This window comes from Sphingobium sp. FG125, from assembly GCF_057809795.1.
This window is the reverse complement of sequence record NZ_JBMDKQ010000001.1, coordinates 27,834-49,900: the sequence shown is the minus strand read 5'-3', so window position 1 is coordinate 49,900 and position 22,067 is coordinate 27,834. Positions and strand designations below refer to the sequence as shown.

General features: G+C 63.2%; 22 protein-coding genes. 12 read left to right on the top strand and 10 right to left on the bottom strand.

The window, feature by feature from the left end; all coding sequences use genetic code 11:
* Positions 1 to 36: 36 nt before the first annotated feature.
* The gene (locus ACODSR_RS00245) at positions 37 to 162 is read right to left on the bottom strand and encodes an aa3-type cytochrome c oxidase subunit IV (protein WP_119744163.1); all 126 of its coding nucleotides are present in this window, start codon (positions 160 to 162) and stop codon (positions 37 to 39) included.
* A 153-nt stretch (positions 163 to 315) separates the two neighbouring features.
* Here ACODSR_RS00245 and ACODSR_RS00240 point away from each other — a divergent pair, with 153 nt between their 5' ends.
* Both ACODSR_RS00240 and ACODSR_RS00235 read left to right on the top strand, forming a co-directional pair.
* Entirely contained in the window at positions 316 to 1,764 is a 1,449-nt protein-coding gene (locus ACODSR_RS00240; protein WP_489007558.1) for a sigma-54-dependent transcriptional regulator, read from the top strand.
* 59 nt (positions 1,765 to 1,823) lie between these two features.
* Positions 1,824 to 2,459, top strand: a complete 636-nt coding sequence (locus ACODSR_RS00235) for a hypothetical protein (RefSeq protein WP_489072617.1) — start codon at positions 1,824 to 1,826, stop codon at positions 2,457 to 2,459.
* Positions 2,460 to 2,608: 149 nt separating this feature from the next.
* Here the strand turns inward: ACODSR_RS00235 and folP are convergent, their stop codons facing one another.
* Both folP and ACODSR_RS00225 read right to left on the bottom strand, forming a co-directional pair.
* Positions 2,609 to 3,736 carry a dihydropteroate synthase gene (folP, locus tag ACODSR_RS00230; protein WP_489072615.1) on the bottom strand — a complete coding sequence of 376 codons (1,128 nt, stop codon included), beginning with the start codon at positions 3,734 to 3,736 and terminating at the stop codon, positions 2,609 to 2,611.
* 95 nt (positions 3,737 to 3,831) lie between these two features.
* The gene (locus ACODSR_RS00225) at positions 3,832 to 4,962 is read right to left on the bottom strand and encodes a site-specific DNA-methyltransferase (RefSeq protein WP_489072613.1); all 1,131 of its coding nucleotides are present in this window, start codon (positions 4,960 to 4,962) and stop codon (positions 3,832 to 3,834) included.
* A 287-nt stretch (positions 4,963 to 5,249) separates the two neighbouring features.
* Between ACODSR_RS00225 and ACODSR_RS00220 the strand changes: the two genes are divergently transcribed.
* The 6 genes from ACODSR_RS00220 to ACODSR_RS00195 all read left to right on the top strand — a co-directional run bounded on the left by ACODSR_RS00220 (position 5,250) and on the right by ACODSR_RS00195 (position 9,330).
* On the top strand, positions 5,250 to 5,579 hold the full coding sequence (locus tag ACODSR_RS00220; RefSeq protein WP_489072611.1) for an ArsR/SmtB family transcription factor: 330 nt from the start codon (positions 5,250 to 5,252) through the stop codon (positions 5,577 to 5,579).
* 55 nt (positions 5,580 to 5,634) lie between these two features.
* Positions 5,635 to 5,964, top strand: a complete 330-nt coding sequence (locus ACODSR_RS00215; protein WP_489072609.1) for a hypothetical protein — start codon at positions 5,635 to 5,637, stop codon at positions 5,962 to 5,964.
* On the top strand, positions 5,961 to 6,194 hold the full coding sequence (locus ACODSR_RS00210) for a hypothetical protein (protein WP_489072607.1): 234 nt from the start codon (positions 5,961 to 5,963) through the stop codon (positions 6,192 to 6,194). The genes ACODSR_RS00215 and ACODSR_RS00210 overlap by 4 nt, the downstream gene beginning before the upstream one ends.
* 298 nt (positions 6,195 to 6,492) lie before the next feature.
* Positions 6,493 to 7,422, top strand: a complete 930-nt coding sequence (locus ACODSR_RS00205; protein WP_489072605.1) for a DUF808 domain-containing protein — start codon at positions 6,493 to 6,495, stop codon at positions 7,420 to 7,422.
* A 197-nt stretch (positions 7,423 to 7,619) separates the two neighbouring features.
* The gene (locus tag ACODSR_RS00200) at positions 7,620 to 8,930 is read left to right on the top strand and encodes an MATE family efflux transporter (RefSeq protein ID WP_489073134.1); all 1,311 of its coding nucleotides are present in this window, start codon (positions 7,620 to 7,622) and stop codon (positions 8,928 to 8,930) included.
* A gap of 79 nt (positions 8,931 to 9,009) precedes the next feature.
* Complete coding sequence (locus tag ACODSR_RS00195; RefSeq protein ID WP_294130888.1) at positions 9,010 to 9,330, top strand: hypothetical protein; 321 nt, start codon at positions 9,010 to 9,012, stop codon at positions 9,328 to 9,330.
* Positions 9,331 to 9,478: 148 nt separating this feature from the next.
* On the opposite strand, the gene ACODSR_RS00190 is transcribed toward ACODSR_RS00195, so the two are convergent.
* The 4 genes from ACODSR_RS00190 to ACODSR_RS00175 form a co-directional block, all read right to left on the bottom strand.
* On the bottom strand, positions 9,479 to 10,249 hold the full coding sequence (locus ACODSR_RS00190) for an ABC transporter permease (protein WP_489072603.1): 771 nt from the start codon (positions 10,247 to 10,249) through the stop codon (positions 9,479 to 9,481).
* A complete protein-coding gene (locus ACODSR_RS00185; RefSeq protein WP_489072601.1) occupies positions 10,246 to 11,178 on the bottom strand; it encodes an ABC transporter ATP-binding protein in 933 nt (310 codons plus the stop codon). The genes ACODSR_RS00190 and ACODSR_RS00185 overlap by 4 nt, the downstream gene beginning before the upstream one ends.
* A 73-nt stretch (positions 11,179 to 11,251) precedes the next feature.
* Positions 11,252 to 11,881 (bottom strand): class I SAM-dependent methyltransferase, encoded by a 630-nt coding sequence (locus ACODSR_RS00180; RefSeq protein ID WP_489072599.1) that lies wholly within the window; start codon positions 11,879 to 11,881, stop codon positions 11,252 to 11,254.
* Between the two features lie 38 nt (positions 11,882 to 11,919).
* Positions 11,920 to 12,822, bottom strand: a complete 903-nt coding sequence (locus ACODSR_RS00175) for a LysR family transcriptional regulator (RefSeq protein ID WP_489073132.1) — start codon at positions 12,820 to 12,822, stop codon at positions 11,920 to 11,922.
* A gap of 108 nt (positions 12,823 to 12,930) precedes the next feature.
* Here ACODSR_RS00175 and ACODSR_RS00170 point away from each other — a divergent pair, with 108 nt between their 5' ends.
* Positions 12,931 to 14,427 (top strand): CoA-acylating methylmalonate-semialdehyde dehydrogenase, encoded by a 1,497-nt coding sequence (locus ACODSR_RS00170; protein WP_489072597.1) that lies wholly within the window; start codon positions 12,931 to 12,933, stop codon positions 14,425 to 14,427.
* Between the two features lie 71 nt (positions 14,428 to 14,498).
* Here the strand turns inward: ACODSR_RS00170 and ACODSR_RS00165 are convergent, their stop codons facing one another.
* A complete protein-coding gene (locus ACODSR_RS00165) occupies positions 14,499 to 14,855 on the bottom strand; it encodes a GIY-YIG nuclease family protein (protein WP_489072595.1) in 357 nt (118 codons plus the stop codon).
* Between the two features lie 25 nt (positions 14,856 to 14,880).
* Here ACODSR_RS00165 and ACODSR_RS00160 point away from each other — a divergent pair, with 25 nt between their 5' ends.
* From ACODSR_RS00160 to mmsB, 3 genes are all read left to right on the top strand, one after another.
* Positions 14,881 to 16,023, top strand: a complete 1,143-nt coding sequence (locus tag ACODSR_RS00160) for an acyl-CoA dehydrogenase family protein (protein ID WP_489072593.1) — start codon at positions 14,881 to 14,883, stop codon at positions 16,021 to 16,023.
* Positions 16,024 to 16,198: 175 nt separating this feature from the next.
* The gene (locus tag ACODSR_RS00155) at positions 16,199 to 17,257 is read left to right on the top strand and encodes an enoyl-CoA hydratase/isomerase family protein (RefSeq protein ID WP_489072591.1); all 1,059 of its coding nucleotides are present in this window, start codon (positions 16,199 to 16,201) and stop codon (positions 17,255 to 17,257) included.
* A gap of 21 nt (positions 17,258 to 17,278) precedes the next feature.
* Positions 17,279 to 18,286, top strand: coding sequence for a 3-hydroxyisobutyrate dehydrogenase (mmsB, locus tag ACODSR_RS00150; protein WP_489073130.1), 1,008 nt, complete (start codon positions 17,279 to 17,281; stop codon positions 18,284 to 18,286).
* Positions 18,287 to 18,396: 110 nt separating this feature from the next.
* On the opposite strand, the gene ACODSR_RS00145 is transcribed toward mmsB, so the two are convergent.
* Together ACODSR_RS00145 and ACODSR_RS00140 are read right to left on the bottom strand one after the other, a co-directional pair.
* Complete coding sequence (locus ACODSR_RS00145; RefSeq protein WP_489072589.1) at positions 18,397 to 19,626, bottom strand: dipeptidase; 1,230 nt, start codon at positions 19,624 to 19,626, stop codon at positions 18,397 to 18,399.
* Positions 19,626 to 22,010: a TonB-dependent receptor gene (locus ACODSR_RS00140; RefSeq protein ID WP_489072587.1), complete on the bottom strand. Its 2,385-nt coding sequence runs from the start codon at positions 22,008 to 22,010 to the stop codon at positions 19,626 to 19,628. Before ACODSR_RS00140 ends, ACODSR_RS00145 begins: the two co-directional genes overlap by 1 nt.
* Between the last annotated feature and the right edge of the window lie 57 nt (positions 22,011 to 22,067).

Here is a 22,067-nt window from a genome sequence, read left to right as displayed (position 1 = left end):
TATTATGGCATCCCCTCCTGTTTGTGCGTCCCGGATTTAGCCCGAGATCAGCAGCACCACGAGGGCGGCCACCGCGATCGATGCGATCGTGCCCCACTTCATCACGCCAATGAAACCGGCATAGGTTTCGGTCGCACTTTTGATATTTCCGTCTGACGCCATGTCCGGTCCCCTTCTGTGGCGGTTGCGGCGAACCTCTTATCCTGTCGCGCCCCCCCCCTCAACCCGTAGCGCCACAAGAAAATCTTTCGCGGTTAAGCCCGCCTTTACCCCCCGTCCTTACCATAGGTCGCCTGAAGCTATTGAGGGGTATAAATGGCGCGCGACGGCATACCGATGCTGATGCTGATCGACGACGAACCGGCGCAAAGGCGGCTGGTTTCGGCGCTGGCGGCGCGCGCCGGGTGGCGGACGATCTTTGCGGGCGACGGCGAAACCGCCATTGCGACGCTCGGCACGCAGGACGGGATGCAGCTTGATGCGATCATCCTGGACCAGTGGAGTCCCGATTATGAGCCCGCTGGCCTGATCCGCGAGATTCGCGAACGTCGCCCTGCTTTGCCCATCCTGATTCTCACCGCCCATAATAATGTCGCCGTTGCCGTAGAGGCGATGCGCGCTGGTGCGACCGATTATCTGTCCAAACCGATTGCGCCCGAACGACTGCTCGCCGCGCTCAATGCGACGATCAGCGAAGGCGCCGCCCATGGCGAACTGCGCCCGCTCACCGAAAAGATCACCGCGCCCTTGTCCTTCGAGGATGTGGTCGGCTCCGCCCCGCAGTTCCGCGCCGCGCTCGCCATCGCGGCCAAGGCAGCCCGCGCCCGCGTGCCGGTGTTGATCGAGGGCGAAAGCGGCGTCGGCAAGGATGTCATCGCCCGCGCCATCCATGCCGCCTCCCCCCGCCACAAACAGGCGATGGTCACGGTCAATTGCGGTGCGATCCCCGCCAATCTGGTCGAATCCGAACTGTTCGGCCATGAACGCGGCGCCTTTACCGGCGCGTTCGACCGCCATGTCGGCAAATTCGCCAGCGCCGACACCGGCACCATCTTCCTCGATGAAGTCAGCGAGATGCCGCTCGATGCGCAGGTCAAGCTGCTGCGCGTGTTGCAGGATGGCGAAATGCAGCCGATCGGCGCGCGCCGCCCGATCCATGTCGACGTCCGCGTCATCGCCGCCACCAACAAGCGCCTGATCGAGGAAATAGAGGCAGGTCGCTTCCGCGAGGATCTCTATTACCGCCTCAACGTCGTCCAGCTGACCATCCCGCCCCTGCGCGAACGGATGGGCGATATTCCCGCGCTCTGCCGCCATTTGCTCGCGCGGATCGCCACCCAGCCGGGGCTGCGCGGCTTGGGCCTGACCGACGATGCGCTGGCCCTGTTGATGCAGCATGGCTGGCCGGGCAATGTCCGCCAGCTGCAAAACGCCCTCTTTCGCGCCGCCGTATTGTGCGATGGCGACGCGCTGACGCCGCAGGATTTCCCGCAGATCGCGGCGCAAATCCGCGCGGGCGACCCGATCGACCGTCTCACCATCCGCCCGCGCGCCGCCAGCCAGCCGCACCGCGACGGCGCAGGCATTACTTTATTTGAGGGCGACGGCCATGTCCGCCAGCTTGCCGAAATCGAAGCCGACGTCATCCGCCTCGCCATCGGCCATTATCGCGGCCGCATGACCGAAGTCGCCCGCCGCCTGGGCATCGGCCGATCCACCCTCTACCGCAAACTCGCCGAACTCGGCATCGACAGCGCGGCCTGAAACGGCCCTCCGTCGCTCGACCGTTGTATTCTCGTGCTGCCTATGCTTTGGATCGGCGCATGAAAAACGCCGCGCTCATCGCCTGCCTGCCCGTCCTGCTCCTTGCCGCCTGCGGTCGCACCGAACCGGTGGCCGACATGCCGAGCCAGGAGGAACTGGCCGCCGCCGCCAACGCGGCTGCTGCCAGCGCGCTGGCCACGCAACAGGCCGCCGAGGATGCCGAACCGCGCAATTACGTCAATCTGGAACGCGGTTTTTCGGTCAGCTTCCCCGAAGGCTGGATGAAGAATGCGGAAGCCAGTACCGCCGACGGTGCCGTCTATGAAGATAAGGGCGCGGGCGCGGACGTGCGCGTATTCTGGCAAAAGAATGACAATGACGAAACGCTCCAGCAGATCGTCGAAGCGGTCAGCAGCGGGGCCGAAGGGGTCGATGGCGATTATATCGGCGACAATGAATATCGCGGCACCGCCAATGACGGCGAAGGCAATAATGTCGCGGTCCGCCTGCTCAAACAGCCCGACGGATCGATCGTGACCGCCACCTTCGTCTATCCCGAAATGCTGAGCGAACAATATCAGCCGATCGTCGACAAGACTCTCGCCAGCCTGCGCGTATTTCCGCCCAAGGGCGAGGCGGAAGCGGCTCCGGCGGAAGCGGGCAACGGCGTGGCAGCAAAGCCGGTCGCGCCCTAAACATCCTGCCCCTGTGGGGGAGGTGGCTGGCCGCAGGCCAGACGGAGGGGTGTCCCCCTCTCGATAGGGCAACACCCCTCCGTCATCGCTACGCGCTGACACCTCCCCTGCAAGGGGAGGATGACACAGGGTCTCGGCTTTATCGCCCGCTAAACCGCGCTCAGCCCCGCATCAGCCAGACCGCGCCACAGGTGCAGCGCCTGCACGCTTTCGCGCACATCATGTACCCGCACCATCTGCGCGCCCTGCTCCGCCGCGCGGAAAGCCAGCGCGATCGATCCGCCCAGCCGGTCCGACGCAGGCGCCTCGTTCGACAGCGCACCGATCAACCGCTTGCGACTGCCCGCAAACAGCAAAGGCACGCCCAGACCCTGAAAGGTCGCAAGCCCGTTCACCAGCGCCAGATTGTCGGCCAGCCCCTTGCCAAAACCCAGTCCCGGATCGACCATAATCTTTTCAGGCGCAACGCCCGCCGCAATGCACGCAGCGACCCGCGCCTCCAAATGGTCGAACACGTCCGCCACCACATCGCCATAGCCGCCCGGATTGTCATGCGGGTCATCGCCCGCCGATGGCGCGTGCATCAGGATGACGGGGCAGCCCGCCGCGGCGACCACTTCCATCGCGCGCGGGTCATGCTGGAGGGCGCTCACATCATTGACGATTTTCGCCCCCGCGCCCAGCGCCGCTTCCATCACCGCCGCCTTGCGCGTGTCGATCGACACCGGCACGCCCGCCGCCGCAAGCCGCTCGATCACTGGCACGACACGAGTAATCTCGTCGCCCTCCCATAATTTCTCCGCGCGCGGTCGGGTGGATTCGCCCCCCACATCGACCAGCGCCGCCCCCGCCGCCGCCATCGCAAAGCCTGCGTCCGCCGCCGCCTGCGGATCGCCGACATGCTTGCCCCCATCGGAGAAGCTGTCGGGCGTGATGTTCAATATCGCCATCACCTGCGGCCCGTCGAACCGGATCGTCCGCTCCCCCAGCACCAACGGCGCGCGCTGGGCCGAGATATTGGCGGCCAATGTTCGCGCCCGCTGCGCCAGCGGGTCGGGCAGGCCCGCCACCGCCGCGTCAAATTCCGCCACCGGAATAGTCACCCGCGCCACCCGGTCGCGCCCGCGCAGCGCGGTCAGTTCATAGCCTTGAAACCACAACAACCCATTCCCCATCCGCGCCGCCGCGCCATCGGCCAAGCCAAAGGGCGTCGGCACGAACCAGACCGGGCGGAGATAGAGCCGGGCGTCGGCGGGGATGGTGGGGAGAGCGACCATAAAATCTCCGTTCGGGCTGAGCTTGTCGAAGCCCTGTTCTTCTTGGAAGAAAAGTACGACCCTTCGACAGGCTCAGGGCGAACGGATGTAGAGTTTTAAGGTTCGTTCGCCAGCAAATAGGTCTGCCGCAGCGTGTCGATCGGCTGCAACTTGCCGTCAATCTCCACATGCCAGAAGGTCCAGCCATTGCAGCTCGGCGCGCCCTGCAAGGTCGCGCCCATCTTGTGGATCGATCCGCTGTCCGCCCCCACGCAAAGCGATCCGTCGGCCCGCACCTCCGCACTCCAGCGGCGCTTGACGTCGCTCAGCTTCGTGCCGGGCGCGACATAGCCGGTTTCCACCAGCGTGCCGAACGCCACCTTGGGCTGTTGCCGCGCGGTCTGCATGATGGTGAGCGAGGATTCATCGAGCGGCAGCGCCGCCTCGATCCGTTCCAGCGCGACCTCGATATAGGCGTCCTCACGCTCGATGCCGATCCATTTGCGCCCCAGCCGCTTGGCCACCGCGCCCGTCGTGCCGGTGCCGAAGAACGGATCAAGCACCACATCGCCCGGCTTGGTGCAGGACAGCATCACGCGGTAGAGCAAGGATTCCGGCTTCTGCGTCGGATGCGCCTTGGTCCCGTTGCGCTTCAACCGCTCCTGCCCGCCGCAGATCGGCAGCACCCAGTCGGACCGCATCTGCAATTCATCGTTCAGCGTTTTCATCGCCTTGTAATTGAACGTATATTTCGCATCCTCGCCCTGGCTGGCCCAGATCAGGGTTTCGTGCGCATTGGTAAAGCGCGTGCCCTTGAAATTGGGCATCGGGTTGGCCTTGCGCCAGATGATGTCGTTGAGGATCCAGAAGCCTTCATCCTGCAATGCGGTGCCGACGCGGAAGATATTGTGATAGCTGCCGATCACCCAGATCGTGCCGTTGGGCTTCAAAATGCGACGCGCCTGCGCCAGCCACGCCTTGGTGAAACGATCATAGGCACCCAGCGTGTCGAACTTGTCCCAGTCATTATCGACCGCGTCCACCCGCCCGCCTTCGGGCCGGAACAGGTCGCCGCCCAGTTGCAGATTATAGGGCGGGTCGGCAAAGATCATGTCGATGCAACCATCGGGCAGTTTCGCCATTTCGGAAATGCAGTCGCCCCGCAACAGGCGATCCGCCTCGATCGTGACTGGCGCGAGAGCAACCGCCTTCTTCCGCCGCGGCGCGACCCGTTCCATGACACCCATAATGCAACCCCCGTTCGATCTGAGGCCCAGCGATGAGTCCTTGGCAGACTCCCGTCAAGATCAGCAGCTTAGCGTTAACCTTTCTTAAAATGGTTAACATGGGGCGGAACGAAGGGGGTAGCCACTATATGTTGAGTCGCGCCGCCCAAGCGGGACTCAATATCGGCCAGTGTGACGCAAAAGACTCAGCCCATCGCCCGCCAGACTTTTTTTGGTTAACGGGACAAGGACGGGCAAAAGCGGACGCTGGCTTGACCATATCATAACCATATGGTTATTCCACGGCGATGACCAACAGCCCCAATACCCCCGCCACGATCGACGCCCAGTTCAAGGCGCTGTCCGACGGCACCCGTCGTGCCCTGCTCGAATATCTGGTGCGCGAGGGCGAACAGAGCGTCCACGCCCTGACCACCATTTCCGGCGTATCGCAACCCATGGTGTCGCGCCACATGGCCAAGCTCAAACGGGCCGCGCTCGTGACCGCGCGCCGCACCGGCCGCGAAACCTGGTATAGCGCCCGTGCCAAGGGGCTGGCCCCGGTGGTGCAGTGGATGGCGGTCTATGGCGCGCTCTGGTCGCAACGCTTCACCGCGCTGGAGGGGATCGGCGAATGATGCGATAGCGTCATGATGGCGCGGAACACAGGTCGGTAAGGCGCGTTTGCCCGTGATGGAACACCGCCCCCTCATCGAACGCCTCGCCCGACACCTCGCCGCCACGCCGGACGACTGGCCCGCCCGTGTCGAGGATGCCGCCAGCATCCTGGCGATCCTGAAGCAACCCGACAGCGCCATGCTGGCCGCAGGGGACGCCAGCGCATGGGAAGCGATGATCGACGCCGCGCTGCGCGAACGCTGGACCGTTACCCCGCCTGCCGCCGATGATCAGCCATCTGCCGGGTCCGATGAGGAAGGCGAAATCCGCCTGTCCCCCGATGCCGTCGGCAACAACCGCGCCGACTGGGTCCATCTGCAAACGCCACAGGAGACATCGCCATGAAGGGGCTGATCAAACTCGCCATCGTCACCGGCCTCGGCGCGTTCGCGGTCAAGGGATGGCGCGACTGGATGGGCACCGCGATACCGGCGGACGATCGCGGCCCGGTCGGCTCGTCCGGCATCGTCCGCGACGCCGGACCTCAGGAGGGAGTGGCGGCAAAGGATTGGGACATGGTCGACGAACAATCCGACGAATCCTTCCCCGCCAGCGACCCGCCGGGCAATTATTGACGGGGGCTAAATACTCTCCTTTAGGGCAGGGCTATGCATATGAAACTGCTCCCTCCATCATCGTCACCCTGAACTTGTTTCAGGGTCCATTTCTCGTCACGAGCGGAGGCATTTGGGGCGCGATGGATGCTGAAACAAGTTCAGCATGACGTTGGAGGTATAACAGAACGTCGTGTGCGATAGCTCTGCATTTCCAGGGGAGGATTTAGAATACACCCCTTCCTTGCCCCCGCCCCGCCCGCCCCCTATTGAGGCGGCATGAAGGACGGTGTCGTCCTGAACAGGGGATTCTCAACTTATGCCTTCGGGTTTGATCGCGCTGCTGGATGATGTGGCGGGCATCGTTAAATTGACCGCGACCTCGCTGGACGATGTCGCCGCTGCTGCTGGCAAGGCCGGAACGAAGGCGGCGGGCGTGGTGATCGACGATGCCGCCGTCACCCCGCGCTATGTCATGGGCCTGACCCCGGACCGCGAACTGCCGATCATCTGGAAAATCGCCAAGGGATCGCTGCGCAACAAGCTGCTGTTTCTGCTGCCCGCCGCGCTGCTGATCAGCGCGCTGGCCCCCTGGCTGCTGCCCCCGCTCCTCATGCTGGGCGGCGCGTTCCTGTGCTACGAGGCGGCGGAAAAACTGCTGGAGGCAATCCAGGGCGGCCATGATGTCGCGCAGGAGGCGCTGGAAACACACAGCTCGGCCGATCTGGAAAACCAGAAAGTATCGAGCGCGATCCGCACCGACTTCATCCTGTCAGGCGAGATCATGGCGATTTCGCTCGGCACCGTCGCAGCAGAACCGATCTGGGAACAGGCCATCATTCTGGTGGTCGTCGCCTTGCTGATTACCGCAGGCGTCTATGGCGTCGTCGGCTTCATCGTGAAGATGGACGATATCGGCCTGCATCTGGCGACCCGTGCGTCCGCCGCAACCCGCGTGATAGGGCGCGGGATGGTGAAGGCGATGCCGGTCATCATGAGCGTTTTGGCGGTCGTCGGCACCGCGGCGATGTTGTGGGTCGGCGGCGGCCTGATCGTCCATGGCCTGCACGAGTTCCACTGGGATATGATCCCCGGCACGATCCACCACGCTGCGCAGGCCGCCGCCAGCGCCCTGCCCGCCATCGGCCCGCTCATTGACTGGACCGTCAACGCCATCGGCGGCGCGATCGTCGGGCTGGTCGTCGGCGGCATCATCGTCGCCGCCCTGCATCTGTTCAAAAAGCATTGAGCCATATGCCCCGGCAAGCCATCTAAAATCCGTTCGGGCTGAGCCTGTCGAAGCCTTGTCCTTCTTCGCGAGAGAAAGGACGACCCTTCGACAGGCTCAGGGCGAACGGCTAGAGTTTCGAGACTAGCAAAGTGACCCACCCCGGCCCCTCCCCCTGGCGCATCGAAGCCACCGCCCTTGTCGCCCTCGCGCTACCGATGATCGCAGGGAATATCGCCTGGTCGGCGATCGCCGCGACCGATCTGCTGTTGCTTGGCCGACTGGGTGCGGAGGCCGTGGCAGCGGGCGCGCTGGGCATCAACCTGTTCCACGCGCTGCTGCTGTTCGGCATGGGGCTGGTCACCGCCGCCTCGCCGCTGATCGCCAGCGAACGGGGTCGCCGCCGCCACTCGGTGCGCGACGTCCGCCGCACCGTTCACCAGACGCTGCGTGCCGCTACGCTGTTCGTCATCCCCGCCTGGCTCATATTGTGGCAGAGCGAGGCGATCCTGCTCGCCATGGGGCAGGACGCGGATCTCGCCCATGGCGCAGGCCGGCTGATGCGCGGCCTGCAATGGGCTTTACTCCCCTTCCTGGGCTTCACGACGCTGCGCACCTTCATTGCCGCATTGGAACGCCCGGTCTGGGGTTTGCTCATCATGCTCGCCGCCATCCCGTTCAATGTCCTGGCGGGCTGGGCGCTCATTTTCGGCCATCTGGGCTTCCCCCCGCTCGGCCTGTTCGGCGCGGGGCTGGCCAGCACCGCCTCTTCCTGTTTCCTTTTCTTCGGGCTGCTTGCCGTCATCCTGATCGACCGCCGCTTCCGCCGCTATCGGCTGGTCGGTCGCTTCTGGTCGCGCGACCGTGAGCGTCATGCCCAGGTCTGGGCGCTCGGCCTGCCCATCGCCATCACCTTGGGCTTTGAAACCACCGTGTTCAATGCCTCAGCGCTGCTGATGGGCCTCATCGACCGCGATTCGCTCGCCGCCCATGCCGTCGCGATCCAGATCGCCGCTTTAGTGTTCATGGTCCCCATGGGCATAGGCCAGGCCGCCACGATCCGCGTCGGCCTTGCCTATGGTCGCCATGATCGCGCGGGCGTGGGGCGTGCAGGCTGGCTGGCCCTGATCATCGGCACCGGCTTTGCCTGCTGCGCCGCCCTCGCCCTCATCCTCCTGCCCCGCACGCTTGTTTCGGCCTTTCTCGACCTCAACAATCCCGCCAATGCGCGCACTGTCCAGCTCGCTGTCAGCTTCCTCGCCGTCGCGGCCTTATTCCAGCTGGTCGATGCCGCGCAGGCCGTCGGCGCAGGCGTCTTGCGCGGGGTGCAGGACACCAGGGTGCCGATGATATTCGCGATGATCGGCTATTGGGTCGTGGGCATCGGCGTCGGCACCATCCTCGCTTTCCCGCTGCGGATGGCTGGCCTCGGCATCTGGCTGGGCCTGGCCGCAGGCCTTGGATCGGTTGCCGTGCTGCTGGTCACCCGCTGGTCCTTGCGCGAACGACTGGGACTGGTCCGCGGCTGACAGGATTGCGCGACGCAGAAATGGTGCAGCGCACAAAGCAATTGATCGAATCGGCAAAATCGGTCAGATAAAGGCCATCATGCAAGCCCCGACCGAGATTTTTGAAGCGATCGCGCTCCAGAAGTGCCTGATGGTGACCTATAACAAGATGGTCGTCACCCTGGCCCCGCACATCCTCTACACGCGCCATGATGAATTGTTCATCGACGCCGTGACTGTGGACCGCGACGGCAAGCCGCCGCGCGAACTGAAACTCGGCACGTTCAAGCTGGTGGGCCTGTCCGACCTTAAGGTATTGGACCAGCCGTTCGAGGCGATGCATGGCCTCTACGACCAGAATGACGACAAATATCGGAACGTCACCCTGTTCGCCGTCGCGCCGGAGAGCGCCGCCGCCTGATTGGCGGGCGGTTGCCCATCACGCACATTACCCGTTCGCCCTGAGCGAAGTCGAAGGGTTCTGCCGACCGATAGGGAGGCGACTTCGCTCCGCTCAGTGGAGGGCTTCGACTTCGCTCAGCCCGAACGGACGGGGTTGTCGCAAAGCCTCACTTCTTCAACCGATAGCCCGTCCTGAACATCCAGCCGATAATCGCCAGGCACACCGCCAGCATCCCTGCGACAAAGATCAGGCTGAACTCGATGGCCACATCGCCCTTGCCGAAGAAGGTCCAGCGAAACCCCGAAATCAGATAGACGATCGGGTTGAACAAAGTGATCGTGCGCCACGGCTCGGCCAGCATCTGCACAGAGTAGAAAGCCCCGCCCAGAAACGTCATCGGCATGATCAGCAGCATCGGGATCACCTGCAACTGCTCGAAACTCTGCGCCCATACGCCCAATATGAAGCCGAACAGGCAGAAACTGATCGCGATCAGGATCATGAAGCCCGCCATCGCCAACGGATGCGCCACCGGCACATCAACAAACAGATGGGCGGTCAGGAAAATGATCGTGCCGATGATCAGCGACTTGGTCGCCGCCGCGCCCACATAGGCGATGATCGTCTCGGTCGCGGACACCGGCGCGGACAGCAATTCATAGATAGTGCCGGTGAATTTGGGCATGTAGATGCCGAAACTGGCGTTGAAGATGCTTTCGGTGAACATCGCCATCATGATCAGGCCCGGCACGATGAAAGCGGCATAGGGGATGCCGTCCACCTGTGTCATCCGCGACCCGATCGCCCCGCCGAACACAACGAAATACAGCGTCGTGGTAATCACCGGGACCAAAAGGCCGGTCAGCAGGGTGCGGCGGAAGCGATGCAGCTCGAACTTGTAGATGGCGGCGATGGCGCGCAGGTTGGACAGGCTCATGCCGCTTTCTCCTGATGCACCAACTCCACGAAAATATCCTCCAGGCTGCTCTGCGCCGTGTTCAGATCCTTGTAGCCGATGCCAAGGTCCCCCAGCCGCCGCAGCAGCGACGACACGCCGGTCCGCTCCGCCTGGGTATCGAAAATATATTCGATCTCCTGGCCATCGCCTTTCAGCGTGACATCCCACTCCGCCAGTTCCACCGGCACCGTCGCCAGCTTTTCGGCCAGCACCACGGTCAGCGTCTTCTTGCCCAGCTTCTTCATCAGCGCGGTCTTGTCCTCGACCAGCATCAGCTCACCCCGGTTGATCACCCCCACCCGGTCGGCCATTTCCTCGGCCTCCTCGATATAATGGGTGGTCAGGATGATGGTGACGCCGGTTTCCCGTAGTTCGCCAATCAGCTTCCACATATCGCGGCGCAACTCCACGTCCACGCCCGCGGTCGGCTCGTCCAGAAACAGCACGCGCGGCTCATGGCTCAGCGCCTTGGCGATCATCACCCGGCGCTTCATCCCGCCCGACAGTTCCAATATCTTGGCGTTGCGCTTGTCCCACAGCGACAGGTCGCGCAGTACTTTCTCGATATGCGCGGGATTGCGCGGCTTGCCAAACAGCCCCCGGCTGAACGTCACCGTGTCGATCACCCGCTCAAACTGGTCGGTGGACAATTCCTGCGGCACCAGCCCGATCGCGTCGCGCGCGCCGCGATAGTCGCGGACGATGTCATGCCCGGCCACCTTCACGCTGCCGCCGGTCGCCCGCGCTATGCCGCAGATGATGGAGATCATCGTCGTCTTGCCCGCGCCGTTCGGTCCCAGCAGCGCGAAAATCTCGCCTTCCTCGATGGTCAGGTCAACGCCCTTGAGCGCCTCGAACCCCGACGCATAGCGTTTGGTCAGGCCTGCAATTTCAATGATGGATGCCATGGATGGCTCTACCCCTTTTGCGTTGCGGCAAAGATAGGAGGCAGATTGCCAAACGCAACCTATTAGCCGCGCCCTATTCTTCCCGGCGGGTGAAGCGGAAAACCGTCGCGGGCGGAAAATTGCGCACCGTCTGGCCGACCCGCACCACATCCAGCCCCAGCGTCTCGATCACCTCGCGGCTGACCGGCGGGCGCATCGAATAGGTGAACTGCACGAAACTGCCGCCCGGCTGCAACATGCGGAAGGATTCGGACAATATGTCGAGATGCACATGCCGGTCCATGGCCAGCAGCGGCAGGCCGCTCACCACCGTCTGGTAACTGCCCGGTTCGCCCGCCGCCGCCGTCGACACGATCTGGGCCGGGGTTTCCAGCACTGACACATGGGGAAAATGCCGCCGCAGCCCGCGCGCGAAGGCGGGGTTGATCTCCACTACCTCCAGCTTTTCGGGTGGCAGGCCAGTGCCCAATATCGCGCGGGTGAACACCCCGGTGCCTCCGCCCAATTCCAGCACCCGGCCATCGGCCGGGTCGATCTGCGCCACCATCAGCCGCGCCAGATAGCGGCTGCTCGGCACGACCGACGCGGTCTGGCGGGGCTTTTGCACCCAGGCCGCCAGAAAATCGAGATATTCGGTGGCGCGGGCGCGAAATTCCCCGCTCGGCAAAGCGATTGCCCGGCTGCGCTTGGGCTTATGCTGCATGGGCGAAATGCGACCGCTCTCTATCCATCCCGACTCCCTTAACGAGCATAAGCCGTGCCGTCGATTGGCTTTAGCGTTTCGATGCGTTCTTGCAGCCATTGCGCCACCGCCGCGATCCGCGCCAGCTTGCGCAGGTCGCCATGCATGACCAGCCAGAAGCTGCGGGTGATCTCCACCTGATCGGGCATCAGCGGCACCAGAGCCGCGTCGCGTCGCCCAATAAAGTCCGGCAATACGCCGATACCTGCCCCTTCCGCGATCATCCGCTGCTGCATGATGATGCTGGTCGACCGCAACGTCGCCTCCAGCCCCGCCTCCACCTCGTCCAGATAATCCAGTTCGGGCGAGAAGATGAATTCTGGCACATAGCCGATCAAAGTATGATCCTTCAACTGCGCCGCCCGATCGGGCCGCCCCGCCCGCGCCAGATAATCGGGCGAGGCATAAAGATGCAGCCGATAATCCCCCAGCCGCCGCACCATCAACCGCCCACGCTGCGGCCGCGCCAGCATCACCGCCATGTCCGCCTCGCGCTTGGACGGGTTGAGGAAGCCCGATGCGGTGATCAGGTCCAGCCGGATGCCCGGATGCCGCCGGTTGAAATCGCCCATCCCCGGCGCCAGCACCCAGGTGCCAAACCCCTCCGCCACCGACAGCCGCACCTGCCCGGCCAGCCGATGCTCCTGTCCCTGTGCATCCTCGATCGCCGCCAGCGCCGCGCTTTCCGCCGCCTCGGCATGGCCCAGCAATTCCTGCCCCCGCGCCGTCAGCGTCCGCTCCCCCGCGCCCAGCTCGAACAATTCGGCGTCCAGCGCTTTCTCCAGTCGCACCAGCCGCCGGGCGATGGTGGTCGCGTCAATCCCCAGCGCCCGCGCCGCCGGCGCCACCTTGCGCGCCCGCGCCACCGCCAGAAATACCCTCAGATCGTCCCAGTCGAACATCGTCGCCGCCACCTGCAAATTTGCAGCCTGTCTATGCAAGACTTCACCATTGCTTGCAATAACGCAAGGCGCCTAAAAGGCGGCAACCAACCCAGAGGATGCCTCCCCATGCGTGAGATTTCGCACAAGCTCGCCTTCGTCCACGACACGCCCCCCACGCGCTACAGCGACGTGTTCGATCCCAATAATGGCGGCGTGCAGGCCCGCGTGGCACTGGGCGATGCTGCCCTGCTCGACCTCGCCGTCGCCGCCGCCAAGAAGGCGCAGCCCGTCTGGGCCGCCGTCAACCCGCAGCGTCGCGCCCGCGTGATGTTCAATTTCAAGGCGCTGGTCGAAGCGAACATGAACGAGCTGGCGCATCTGCTCAGCTCCGAACATGGCAAGGTGATCGCCGATTCCAAGGGCGACATTCAGCGCGGTCTGGAAGTCATCGAATTTTGCTGCGGCATCCCCCATGTCTTGAAGGGCGAATATACCCAGGGCGCGGGTCCGGGCATCGACGTGTACAGCTTCCGCCAGCCGATCGGCATCGGCGCGGGCATCACGCCCTTCAACTTCCCCGGCATGATCCCGCTATGGATGTCGGGCGTCGCCATCGCCACCGGCAACGCCTTCATTTTGAAACCCTCCGAGCGGGACCCCTCGGTCCCCGTCCGTCTGGCCGAATTGTTCCTGGAAGCAGGCCTGCCCGAAGGCATTTTGCAGGTCGTTCAGGGCGACAAGGAAATGGTCGACGCCATCCTCGACCACCCAGATATAAAGGGCGTCAGCTTCGTCGGCTCCTCCGACATCGCCCATTATGTCTATAATCGCGGCGTCGCTGCCGGAAAGCGCGTCCAGGCAATGGGCGGCGCGAAGAATCACGGCATCGTCATGCCCGACGCCGATCTTGATCAGGTGGTGAACGACCTCTCCGGCGCGGCCTTCGGTTCGGCGGGCGAACGCTGCATGGCGCTCCCGGTCGTCGTCCCCGTCGGCGAAAAGACCGCCATTGCCTTGCGCGAAAAGCTGATCCCGGCGATCGAAGCGCTGCGCGTCGGCGTCTCCACCGATGCCGAAGCCCATTATGGCCCGGTCGTCACCGCCGCGCACAAGCAGAAGATCGAAAACTGGATCCAGACCGGCGTGGACGAAGGCGCGGAACTGGTGGTCGATGGTCGCGGCTTCAAACTGCAAGGGCATGAGGAAGGTTTCTTCGTCGGCCCCACTTTGTTCGACCATGTCACCACCGACATGAGCGCCTATAAGGAAGAGATTTTCGGCCCGGTCCTCCAGATGGTCCGCGCCGACAGTTTCGAGGAAGCCGTCGCCCTGCCCAGCCAGCATCAATATGGCAACGGCGTCGCCCTCTTCACCCGCAACGGCCACGCCGCCCGCGAATTCGCCGCCCGCGTCGACGTCGGCATGGTCGGCATCAACGTGCCGATCCCGGTTCCGGTCGCCTACCATAGCTTCGGCGGCTGGAAGCGCTCCGCCTTTGGCGACACCAACCAGCACGGCATGGAAGGCGTGAAATTCTGGACCAAGGTAAAGACGATCACCCAACGCTGGCCCGACGGCGGCGCATCAGCCGACAGCGCGTTTGTTATTCCGACCATGGGGTAAGGGGGTTGAGGGAGAGGTCGCACCTCTCCCCACCTGTCGTCATGCCGGACTTGATCCGGCATCCATTCACCCTACCCTCGTTCCAGTGGCGGAAAACCGAGCATGATAGCCCGATCCTCCCAGAAGGGATTATCTTTCTCGATCAGCGCAACTTTCCAGTCGCGCCTCCACTTCTTGAGCTTTTTCTCAAGCGCAATGGCTGTAGGAAAGTCCGGCTGATGCTCGAACCAGACCAGGCGACGGACCCCATGGCGGCTGGTGAAACCTTCGACTACGCCGGAGCGATGTTGGTGGACCCGCTCGACCAAATGACCGGTTACACCGATATACAATGTGCCATGACGACCACTGGCAAGAATATAGACGCATGGCTGGTTCGACATAATCGCATAGGAAGCGCCAAATGGATGCCGGATCAAGTCCGGCATGACGCCAGTTGGGGATGAGGAAATTATGACCCAGTTCGACCTGACCGACGACCAGCGCGAAATCCAGGATCTAGCCCGTCGCTTCACCGCCGACGCGATCACGCCCCATGCGGCGGAGTGGGACGAAAAGCATATCTTCCCCCGCGACACGATCCGCGCGGCGGCGGAGCTGGGCTTTGGCGGCATCTACGTTTCCGAAGAATCCGGCGGCATTGGTCTGGGTCGGCTGGAATCCGCGCTGATCATGGAAGCCATGGCCTATGGCTGCCCCTCGACCAGCGCCTTCATCTCTATCCACAATATGGGTGCGTGGATGATCGACCGTTTCGGCAGTCAGGCGCTCAAGGACGCCTATCTCCCAGATCTCATCCCCATGACCCGCATCGCCAGCTATTGCCTGACCGAAGCCGGCGCAGGGTCCGACGCCGCCAGCCTCAAGACCAGGGCGGTGCGCGACGGCGACCATTATGTCGTCACCGGGTCCAAACAATTCATCTCCGGCGGCGGCGAGAATGAAGTCTATGTCGTCATGGTCCGCACGGGGCAGGATGGGCCGAAGGGCATTTCTTGCCTCGTCATCGACAAAGATATGCCCGGCGTCAGCTTCGGCGCGCAGGAACGCAAGCTGGGCTGGCACAGTCAGCCCACCGCACAGGTCAATTTCGATGGCGTCCGCGTACCCATCGCCAATCTCGTCGGTGCCGAAGGTCAGGGCTTCGCCATCGCCATGGCCGGTCTCGACGGCGGTCGCCTCAATATCGGCGCCTGTTCGCTGGGCGGCGCGCAGCGCTGTATCGACGAAGCGGTTCAATATACCAAGGACCGCAAGCAGTTCGGCCAATCCATCGCCGACTTCCAGAACACCCAATTCACCCTGGCCGACATGCAGACCGAGCTGGAGGCTGCCCGCACGCTCCTTTACGCCGCCGCCGTCAAGGTGACCGATAACGCCCCTGACAAGACCCGCTTCGCCGCCATGGCCAAACGCTTCGCCACCGACACCGGATCGTCGGTGGTGGACCGCGCGCTGCAACTCCATGGCGGCTATGGCTATCTGATGGACTATCCCATCGAACGCTTCTGGCGCGACCTGCGCGTCCATTCCATCCTGGAAGGCACCAACCAGGTCATGCGGATGATCATCGCGCGGGATATGTTGCGGGATTGAGACTGGTCCTCGCCCCCCTTGGGGGAGAGGATACGAAGCCTTGGCGCGGAACGCGCCTAGGCGCAGTTGGAGAGGGGCTTGGCACCGCACGCCTCCCCTCTCCCAGCTTCGACTAGGCAGCAAGCTGCCAAGTCTTCGCATCCCTCTCCCCCATGGGGAGAGGAAGGAGAAACGAATGACCGACCAAGTCCTGACCTTCATCGAAAATAATATCGGCCGCATCCGCCTGAACCGGCCCAAGGCGATCCACGCGCTGACGCCCGATATGTGCGACGCGATCAACGCCGCCCTGCTCGCATGGCGGACGGACGACAGCGTAACCGCCGTCATGATCGATCACACAGAAGGCCGCGGCTTCTGCGCGGGTGGCGACATAGCGCTGATCGCCAACAGCGCCAAGACGGACTGCGTCGAGGCGGAACGCTTCTTCCACCTCGAATATCGCATGAACCATCTGCTGTTCGTCTATGACAAGCCGATCGTCGCCTTCATCGACGGCATCGTCATGGGCGGGGGCGTCGGCATTTCGCTCCCCGCCCGCTACCGCGTCGCGACCGAGCGGACGACCTTCGCCATGCCTGAAACCGGCATCGGCCTGTTCCCCGATGTCGGCGGCGGCTGGTATCTCCCCCGCCTGCCCGGCCGGGTCGGCGCATGCCTGGCTGCCACCGGCGCGCGGATCGACGGGGCGGATTGCGCCGCCATCGGCATCGCCACGCATTATATGCCGTCCGACACGCTGGAAGACGTCAAGGCGCGCATCCTCGCCGACCCCGCCAGCCTCGCCGCGATCCTCGACGCCGCCGCGCAGACGCCGCCGCCCTCACAGCTGGAGGCCGCCCGCCCCGACATCGACCGCCTCTTCGCCTCGAACAAGGCGGAGGAGATCGTCGCCGCGCTCGAAGCGGACGGTGGCGAATGGGCCGCCAAGCAACGCGCCACCCTCGCCACCAAATCGCCCCAGACGATCAAGGTCGCCCTGCGCCAGCTGATCGAGGGCGCGGCCCAGCCCGATTTCGCGTCCAACATGGCGATGGAATATGGTCTCGCCTGCGCGGTGATCCGCCGCCCCGATCTGGTCGAGGGCGTCCGTGCGCTGATCTTCGACAAGGATAATAAGCCGCAATGGAACCCGGCGACGCTGGAGCAAGTGAGCGACGCGATGATCGACGCGATCTTCACCCCCCTACCCGACGACCGGCGATGGACGCCCTTGCCCGCCGTCGCGCCCTGATCTGTCCTACATGGCAGGTGCCTGTTATGCTTCCAACGCACGCTGCCTGCCAGATGCCGCCCGCTTTCCGATAGGATCAGGGCCGCGCAAGAATATGTCCGATTTACCGGGAAATATGCGAAGTTAAGCAGGAGAAATGCCATCATGACCCAGACGATCGCCTTTATCGGCCTTGGCAATATGGGCGGCGGCATGGCCGCCAATCTGCTCAAGAACGGCTATGCCGTCCGCGCCTTCGACCTGTCGGAGGAGGCATTGGCCAAGGCAGAATCGCACGGCGCAACCCGCGCCGCCAGCGCTGCTGACGCCGCTACCGGAGCCGACGCCGTCGTGACCATGCTGCCCGCGGGCAAGCATGTCGAAAGCGTCTATGCCGGCGAAGTCTATGGCGCGGCCAATCCTGGTGCCTTGTTCCTCGACTGCTCCACCATAGACGTCGCCACCGCGCGCCGCGTGATCGAAGCCGCCACGGATCGCGGCTTCGACATGGTCGACGCCCCCGTCTCCGGCGGCATCGCCGCAGCCAATGGCGGCACGCTGACCTTCATGGTCGGCGGCACGGATACAGCGTTCGAGAAGGCAAAGCCCATCCTGTCCGCCATGGGCAAGGCCGTGATCCATGCGGGCGGCGCTGGCAATGGTCAGGCCGCCAAAATCTGCAACAACATGCTGCTGGGTGCCACCATGGTCGCCACCTGCGAAAGCTTCGCCATGGCGAAGAAACTGGGCCTCGATCCCCAGACCTTCTACGACATCTCCAGCGTCTCGTCCGGCCAGAGCTGGTCGATGACCAGCTACTGCCCCGTCCCCGGCGTCGGGCCGCAAAGCCCGTCCGACAATGGCTATCAGGGCGGCTTCGCCGTCGGCCTGATGCTCAAGGATTTGAAACTCGCTACCGAAGCCGCCGCCCTGGTCGGCGCATCGGTGCCAATGGGCAATGCGGCGGAATCCCTCTACCAGCTGCTCGCCAACCAGGGCGAAGGCGGTCGCGACTTCTCGCTGATGATCGAGATGCTGGAGGGGAAGTGATACAAAGCCGTTCGGGCTGAGCGAAGTCGAAGCCTTCTGCTGAGCGAAGCGAAGCATGACCTCGCTCCGCTCGGTCGAACCCTTCGACTTCGCTCAGGGCGAACGGCGCATCACTTCCCCTTCCCCTTCCCCGCCTCCGCCGCCGCCAGAACCCGCAACACATTACCCGACCAGATTTTCGCGACATCCGCCTCGCTATAGCCAGCCTTGAGCAGCGCGTCGGTGATCTTGGGCAGGTCCAGCACATCCTCCATGCCGACCACGCCGCCGCCGCCATCCCAGTCCGCGCCGATCCCGACATGGTCCGGTCCCACGACCTTCAACGCATGCAGCATATGCGCCATGAAATCGTCAAAGGTCGCCCGGTCGGTATCGGGGTAGAGCCGGTCAATCTCCTGCCGCTTGGCCAGCAATTCGGCCCGCTTCTCGGCAGACATCTTCGCCCCTTCGCGCATCGACGCGAACAGCGCGCCCATCGCCTTTTGGCGCTCCGGGTTGGGCTTCGACGCCTTGAGATAGGTGCCAAAGGCGTTCATCTGAATGACGCCGCCTTTCGCCGCCAGCGCCTTCAAATGCGCGTCGTCTATATTGCGCGGATGGTCATAAACCGCCTTGCAGCCCGAATGAGTCAGCAGCACCGGGGTGGTGGACAGCGCCAGCAGATCGTCCAGCACCTGGTCACTGCTGTGCGACGCATCCGGCACCACCCCCAGCCGGTTCATCTCGCTCAGCAATTGCTTGCCCAGCGGACTAAGCCCGCCAAAACGCGGCTTCTTGGACGGGTCGGTCGAACTGTCGGCGAACTGGTTATGCGCGAAATGGGCAAAGCCCACGACCCGCACGCCCATGTCGTAAAATGTCTGGAGCAGCGACACATCCTCGCCCAGCGGATAGGCGTTCTCGATCGACATATAGACGACCCGCTTGCCCGCCGCGGCGATCGGCACCGCATCCTTGGCGTCCAGCGCCAGCGCAAAATTGGCCGGGTCCGCCGCCACCATCTCGCGGATCGACACCCCGCGCAGCAAAGCGAAATCGCGCGCCTTGCGGAACCCCTCGACCGTCAGCGGCCCCTGCGACGTGTAAATCGCCCAGAAGCCACCATCCAGCCCGCCCTTCTTCATGCGCGGCAGATCGACCTGGGTATAATCCAGATGGACCCCATGCTCCTCGTCGATCGACCAGCCCGGCAGATCGAGCGAAGCGGGTGTGTCGAGGTGACTGTCGAGCGTCAGCAACTTCTGATGCAACTGCGCCACCTTCTTGGGCACCACCTGCGCCGACGCCGCGAACGGGAGCAGCGCAATCAGCGCTGCCCCCATCACCACACCCATCCGCATCAGATTTCGCCCGAAATGGTGAACTGGAAGGTGCGCGGGGACTGCGGCCGGAAAAAGCCGTCGCCCGTCACTGACGTGAACATGAAGGACAGCACATCCTTGTCGAAAATATTGTCGACGTTGAAGCGCGCCTTCATGCTCTTGATCGGACCCAGAGAAAATCCGTCGCCAATATCGACATAGGCGCTGAAGATGGTGAAGCCCGGCACGCTTGATCCCGGTGTATTGTCGAATGTCGAAAAGCGGCTGCTGGTATATTTGCCGGAAAAATTCCCGACCAACCAGCTCGCCGGTTCGATGGTGACGCCGCCATTGACCACCCATTTGGCGCTGTCGGGAATATATTTTCCGTCCGTAGCAAAGGTGGTTGTCGCAGTGACGATATCGTCCTTGAACTTGGCGATATTATAGGTGGCGTTCAGGTTGAAATAGGCCAGGCCGTTCAGTGCCGTCGGCTTGAATGTGCCGCTGAATTCCGCGCCATAGGCCGTTACCCGACCGACATTCTGGAAAAATGTTTCGGTCACATTGGTCGTGCCCGGCAAGATGGCGCTGATCGACTGAATGCGATTTTTGAACTTGGTATAATATCCCGCCAGCGACGCATAAAATTGCCCCTGATTGGTCCGAATACCCGCCTCGAAATTCTGCGACCGCTCTGGCGCAGGCGCGGGAACCAAGGCCGCGCTGCTGTTCAGCGAGACCGAGAAGATGTCGTCCATGCCCTTGGGCAGCGCCATATTTTCGGCATAGGATGCGAAAAGCTGCGTCTGGTTGTCGATCTTGTAGAGTATCCCTGCCATCGGCAGGAAACCGTCGCCATAGCTGGCATTGTTGGTCTTTGGACCCCAGCCGGCGACCCAGACGGGCGCAAGCGCCGTCCCGGCGTTGCGATAATAGTCGTTAAAGTCCCGATAGCCGGTCTGGCGGTAGTCGATGTGCAGCGCCTTGACCCCTAGGTCGAAGATCAGGCTGTCGTCCATCAATGCGATGCGGTCCCTGATGAACGCCTGCGTCGTGTTCCGTTCGGTCGAATAATCGCGGCGCAAATAGACCAGATCATTCAGATTGGGCGCGCTGGCGGGGGAACCGTCCGTCGTGTTGTAACGGGCCTGGGTGCGGTCATATTTATCGACTTCGGCCCAAATTCCGGTTTCAATCGTGTGGGCACCCAATTCCCAATGCAATTTGCTGGTCAGGCCATAGCGTTCGCCACCCACGGTCGACAGGCCATATTGCGTCCCCTTGGGCGCGTTGACCGGCAGGCCCGCCGCCAACTGACGCGTATATTGTGTCAGGCTGTTGCTATAGCTGTCGGGCGACACGCCATAGCCCGCCTTGTCCTCATAATAGGCCGTTGCCTCCGCCCACACTCCATCGGCGATACCGGCATGGATCGTACCGCCATACAGCTTGTCGTCGCGTACATTCAGAGCAAGGTTGTAGGTGTAGGTATAGCTGCCGCTGGAATAGGCCGGACCGCCAGTGACCGGCGCAAAGCCGGGCGTGGTATTTGGAACGACCTCTATATATCCCCGGTCTCGACCGGTTTCGCCGCCCAGATCGGGGGTGGAAGAAAAATATTGCCCACGGCTTAGCGACGGCGAATCATAATCGAAAAACTTGTTCGACACGAATTTGAGCCGTGCCCAGCTATCCCCGCCCAGATCGGCGTGAACCATCGCCTCCCAATGTTCCCGGTCCACCGATCCCGCGCCGCGCCACAGGTCGGTGTCCAGCTTGGTACGGCTGACATAGGCTCTGAACGGACCGACCTGCCCGGTGCTCGCGCGAATGAAGGTGCGCTTCATATCGAAATCGCCGAAGCTTTGCGACACGAACAGGCCCATCTCGTCCTGCGGCGCTATGCTGTTATATTGCACCACCGGACCCAGCGTAGAATAGCTCGGCAGGCTGACCTCGCCTGCACCGACGGATGCTTCCACCACGCCCAGATTTTCATTGTCGACATAGCGGAACACCGGGCTGCCGCCAAAGGCGTCGCTGCGCCCGGTCGGGATGCCATCGACTATAAAGCCGATCTGGTCCAGGTTGAAGGCGCGCGTCTGGACGCTGTTGCCGAATTCGTAGAGGCCCAGCGCCCCGTCGGTCTGGACGTTGAAGCCGGGCAATTGCTCCAGCATTTTCAGGCCCGAAATACCCGAAGGGGCCGACAGCAAAGCCTCGCGCGTGACCGCCACGACATTGCTCACCTTGTCCTCGCCGATCGCTTCGGCCGATTGGGAAATGCGGCGGCCGGTGACGGTGATGTTCGTCTCGTCATCGGCGACCGGCTCTTGCGCAAACGCCGCCGGGGTGAGCGTTCCGGCAGCGCAGGCGAGCAGCAGCGCGCGGGAGGACAAGCGGACGGTGAAAACGGACATGAAGAGGCTCCCTGGATATTATGAGCCGTTCAGGGCAGCGCACGGCGCCACACCTCT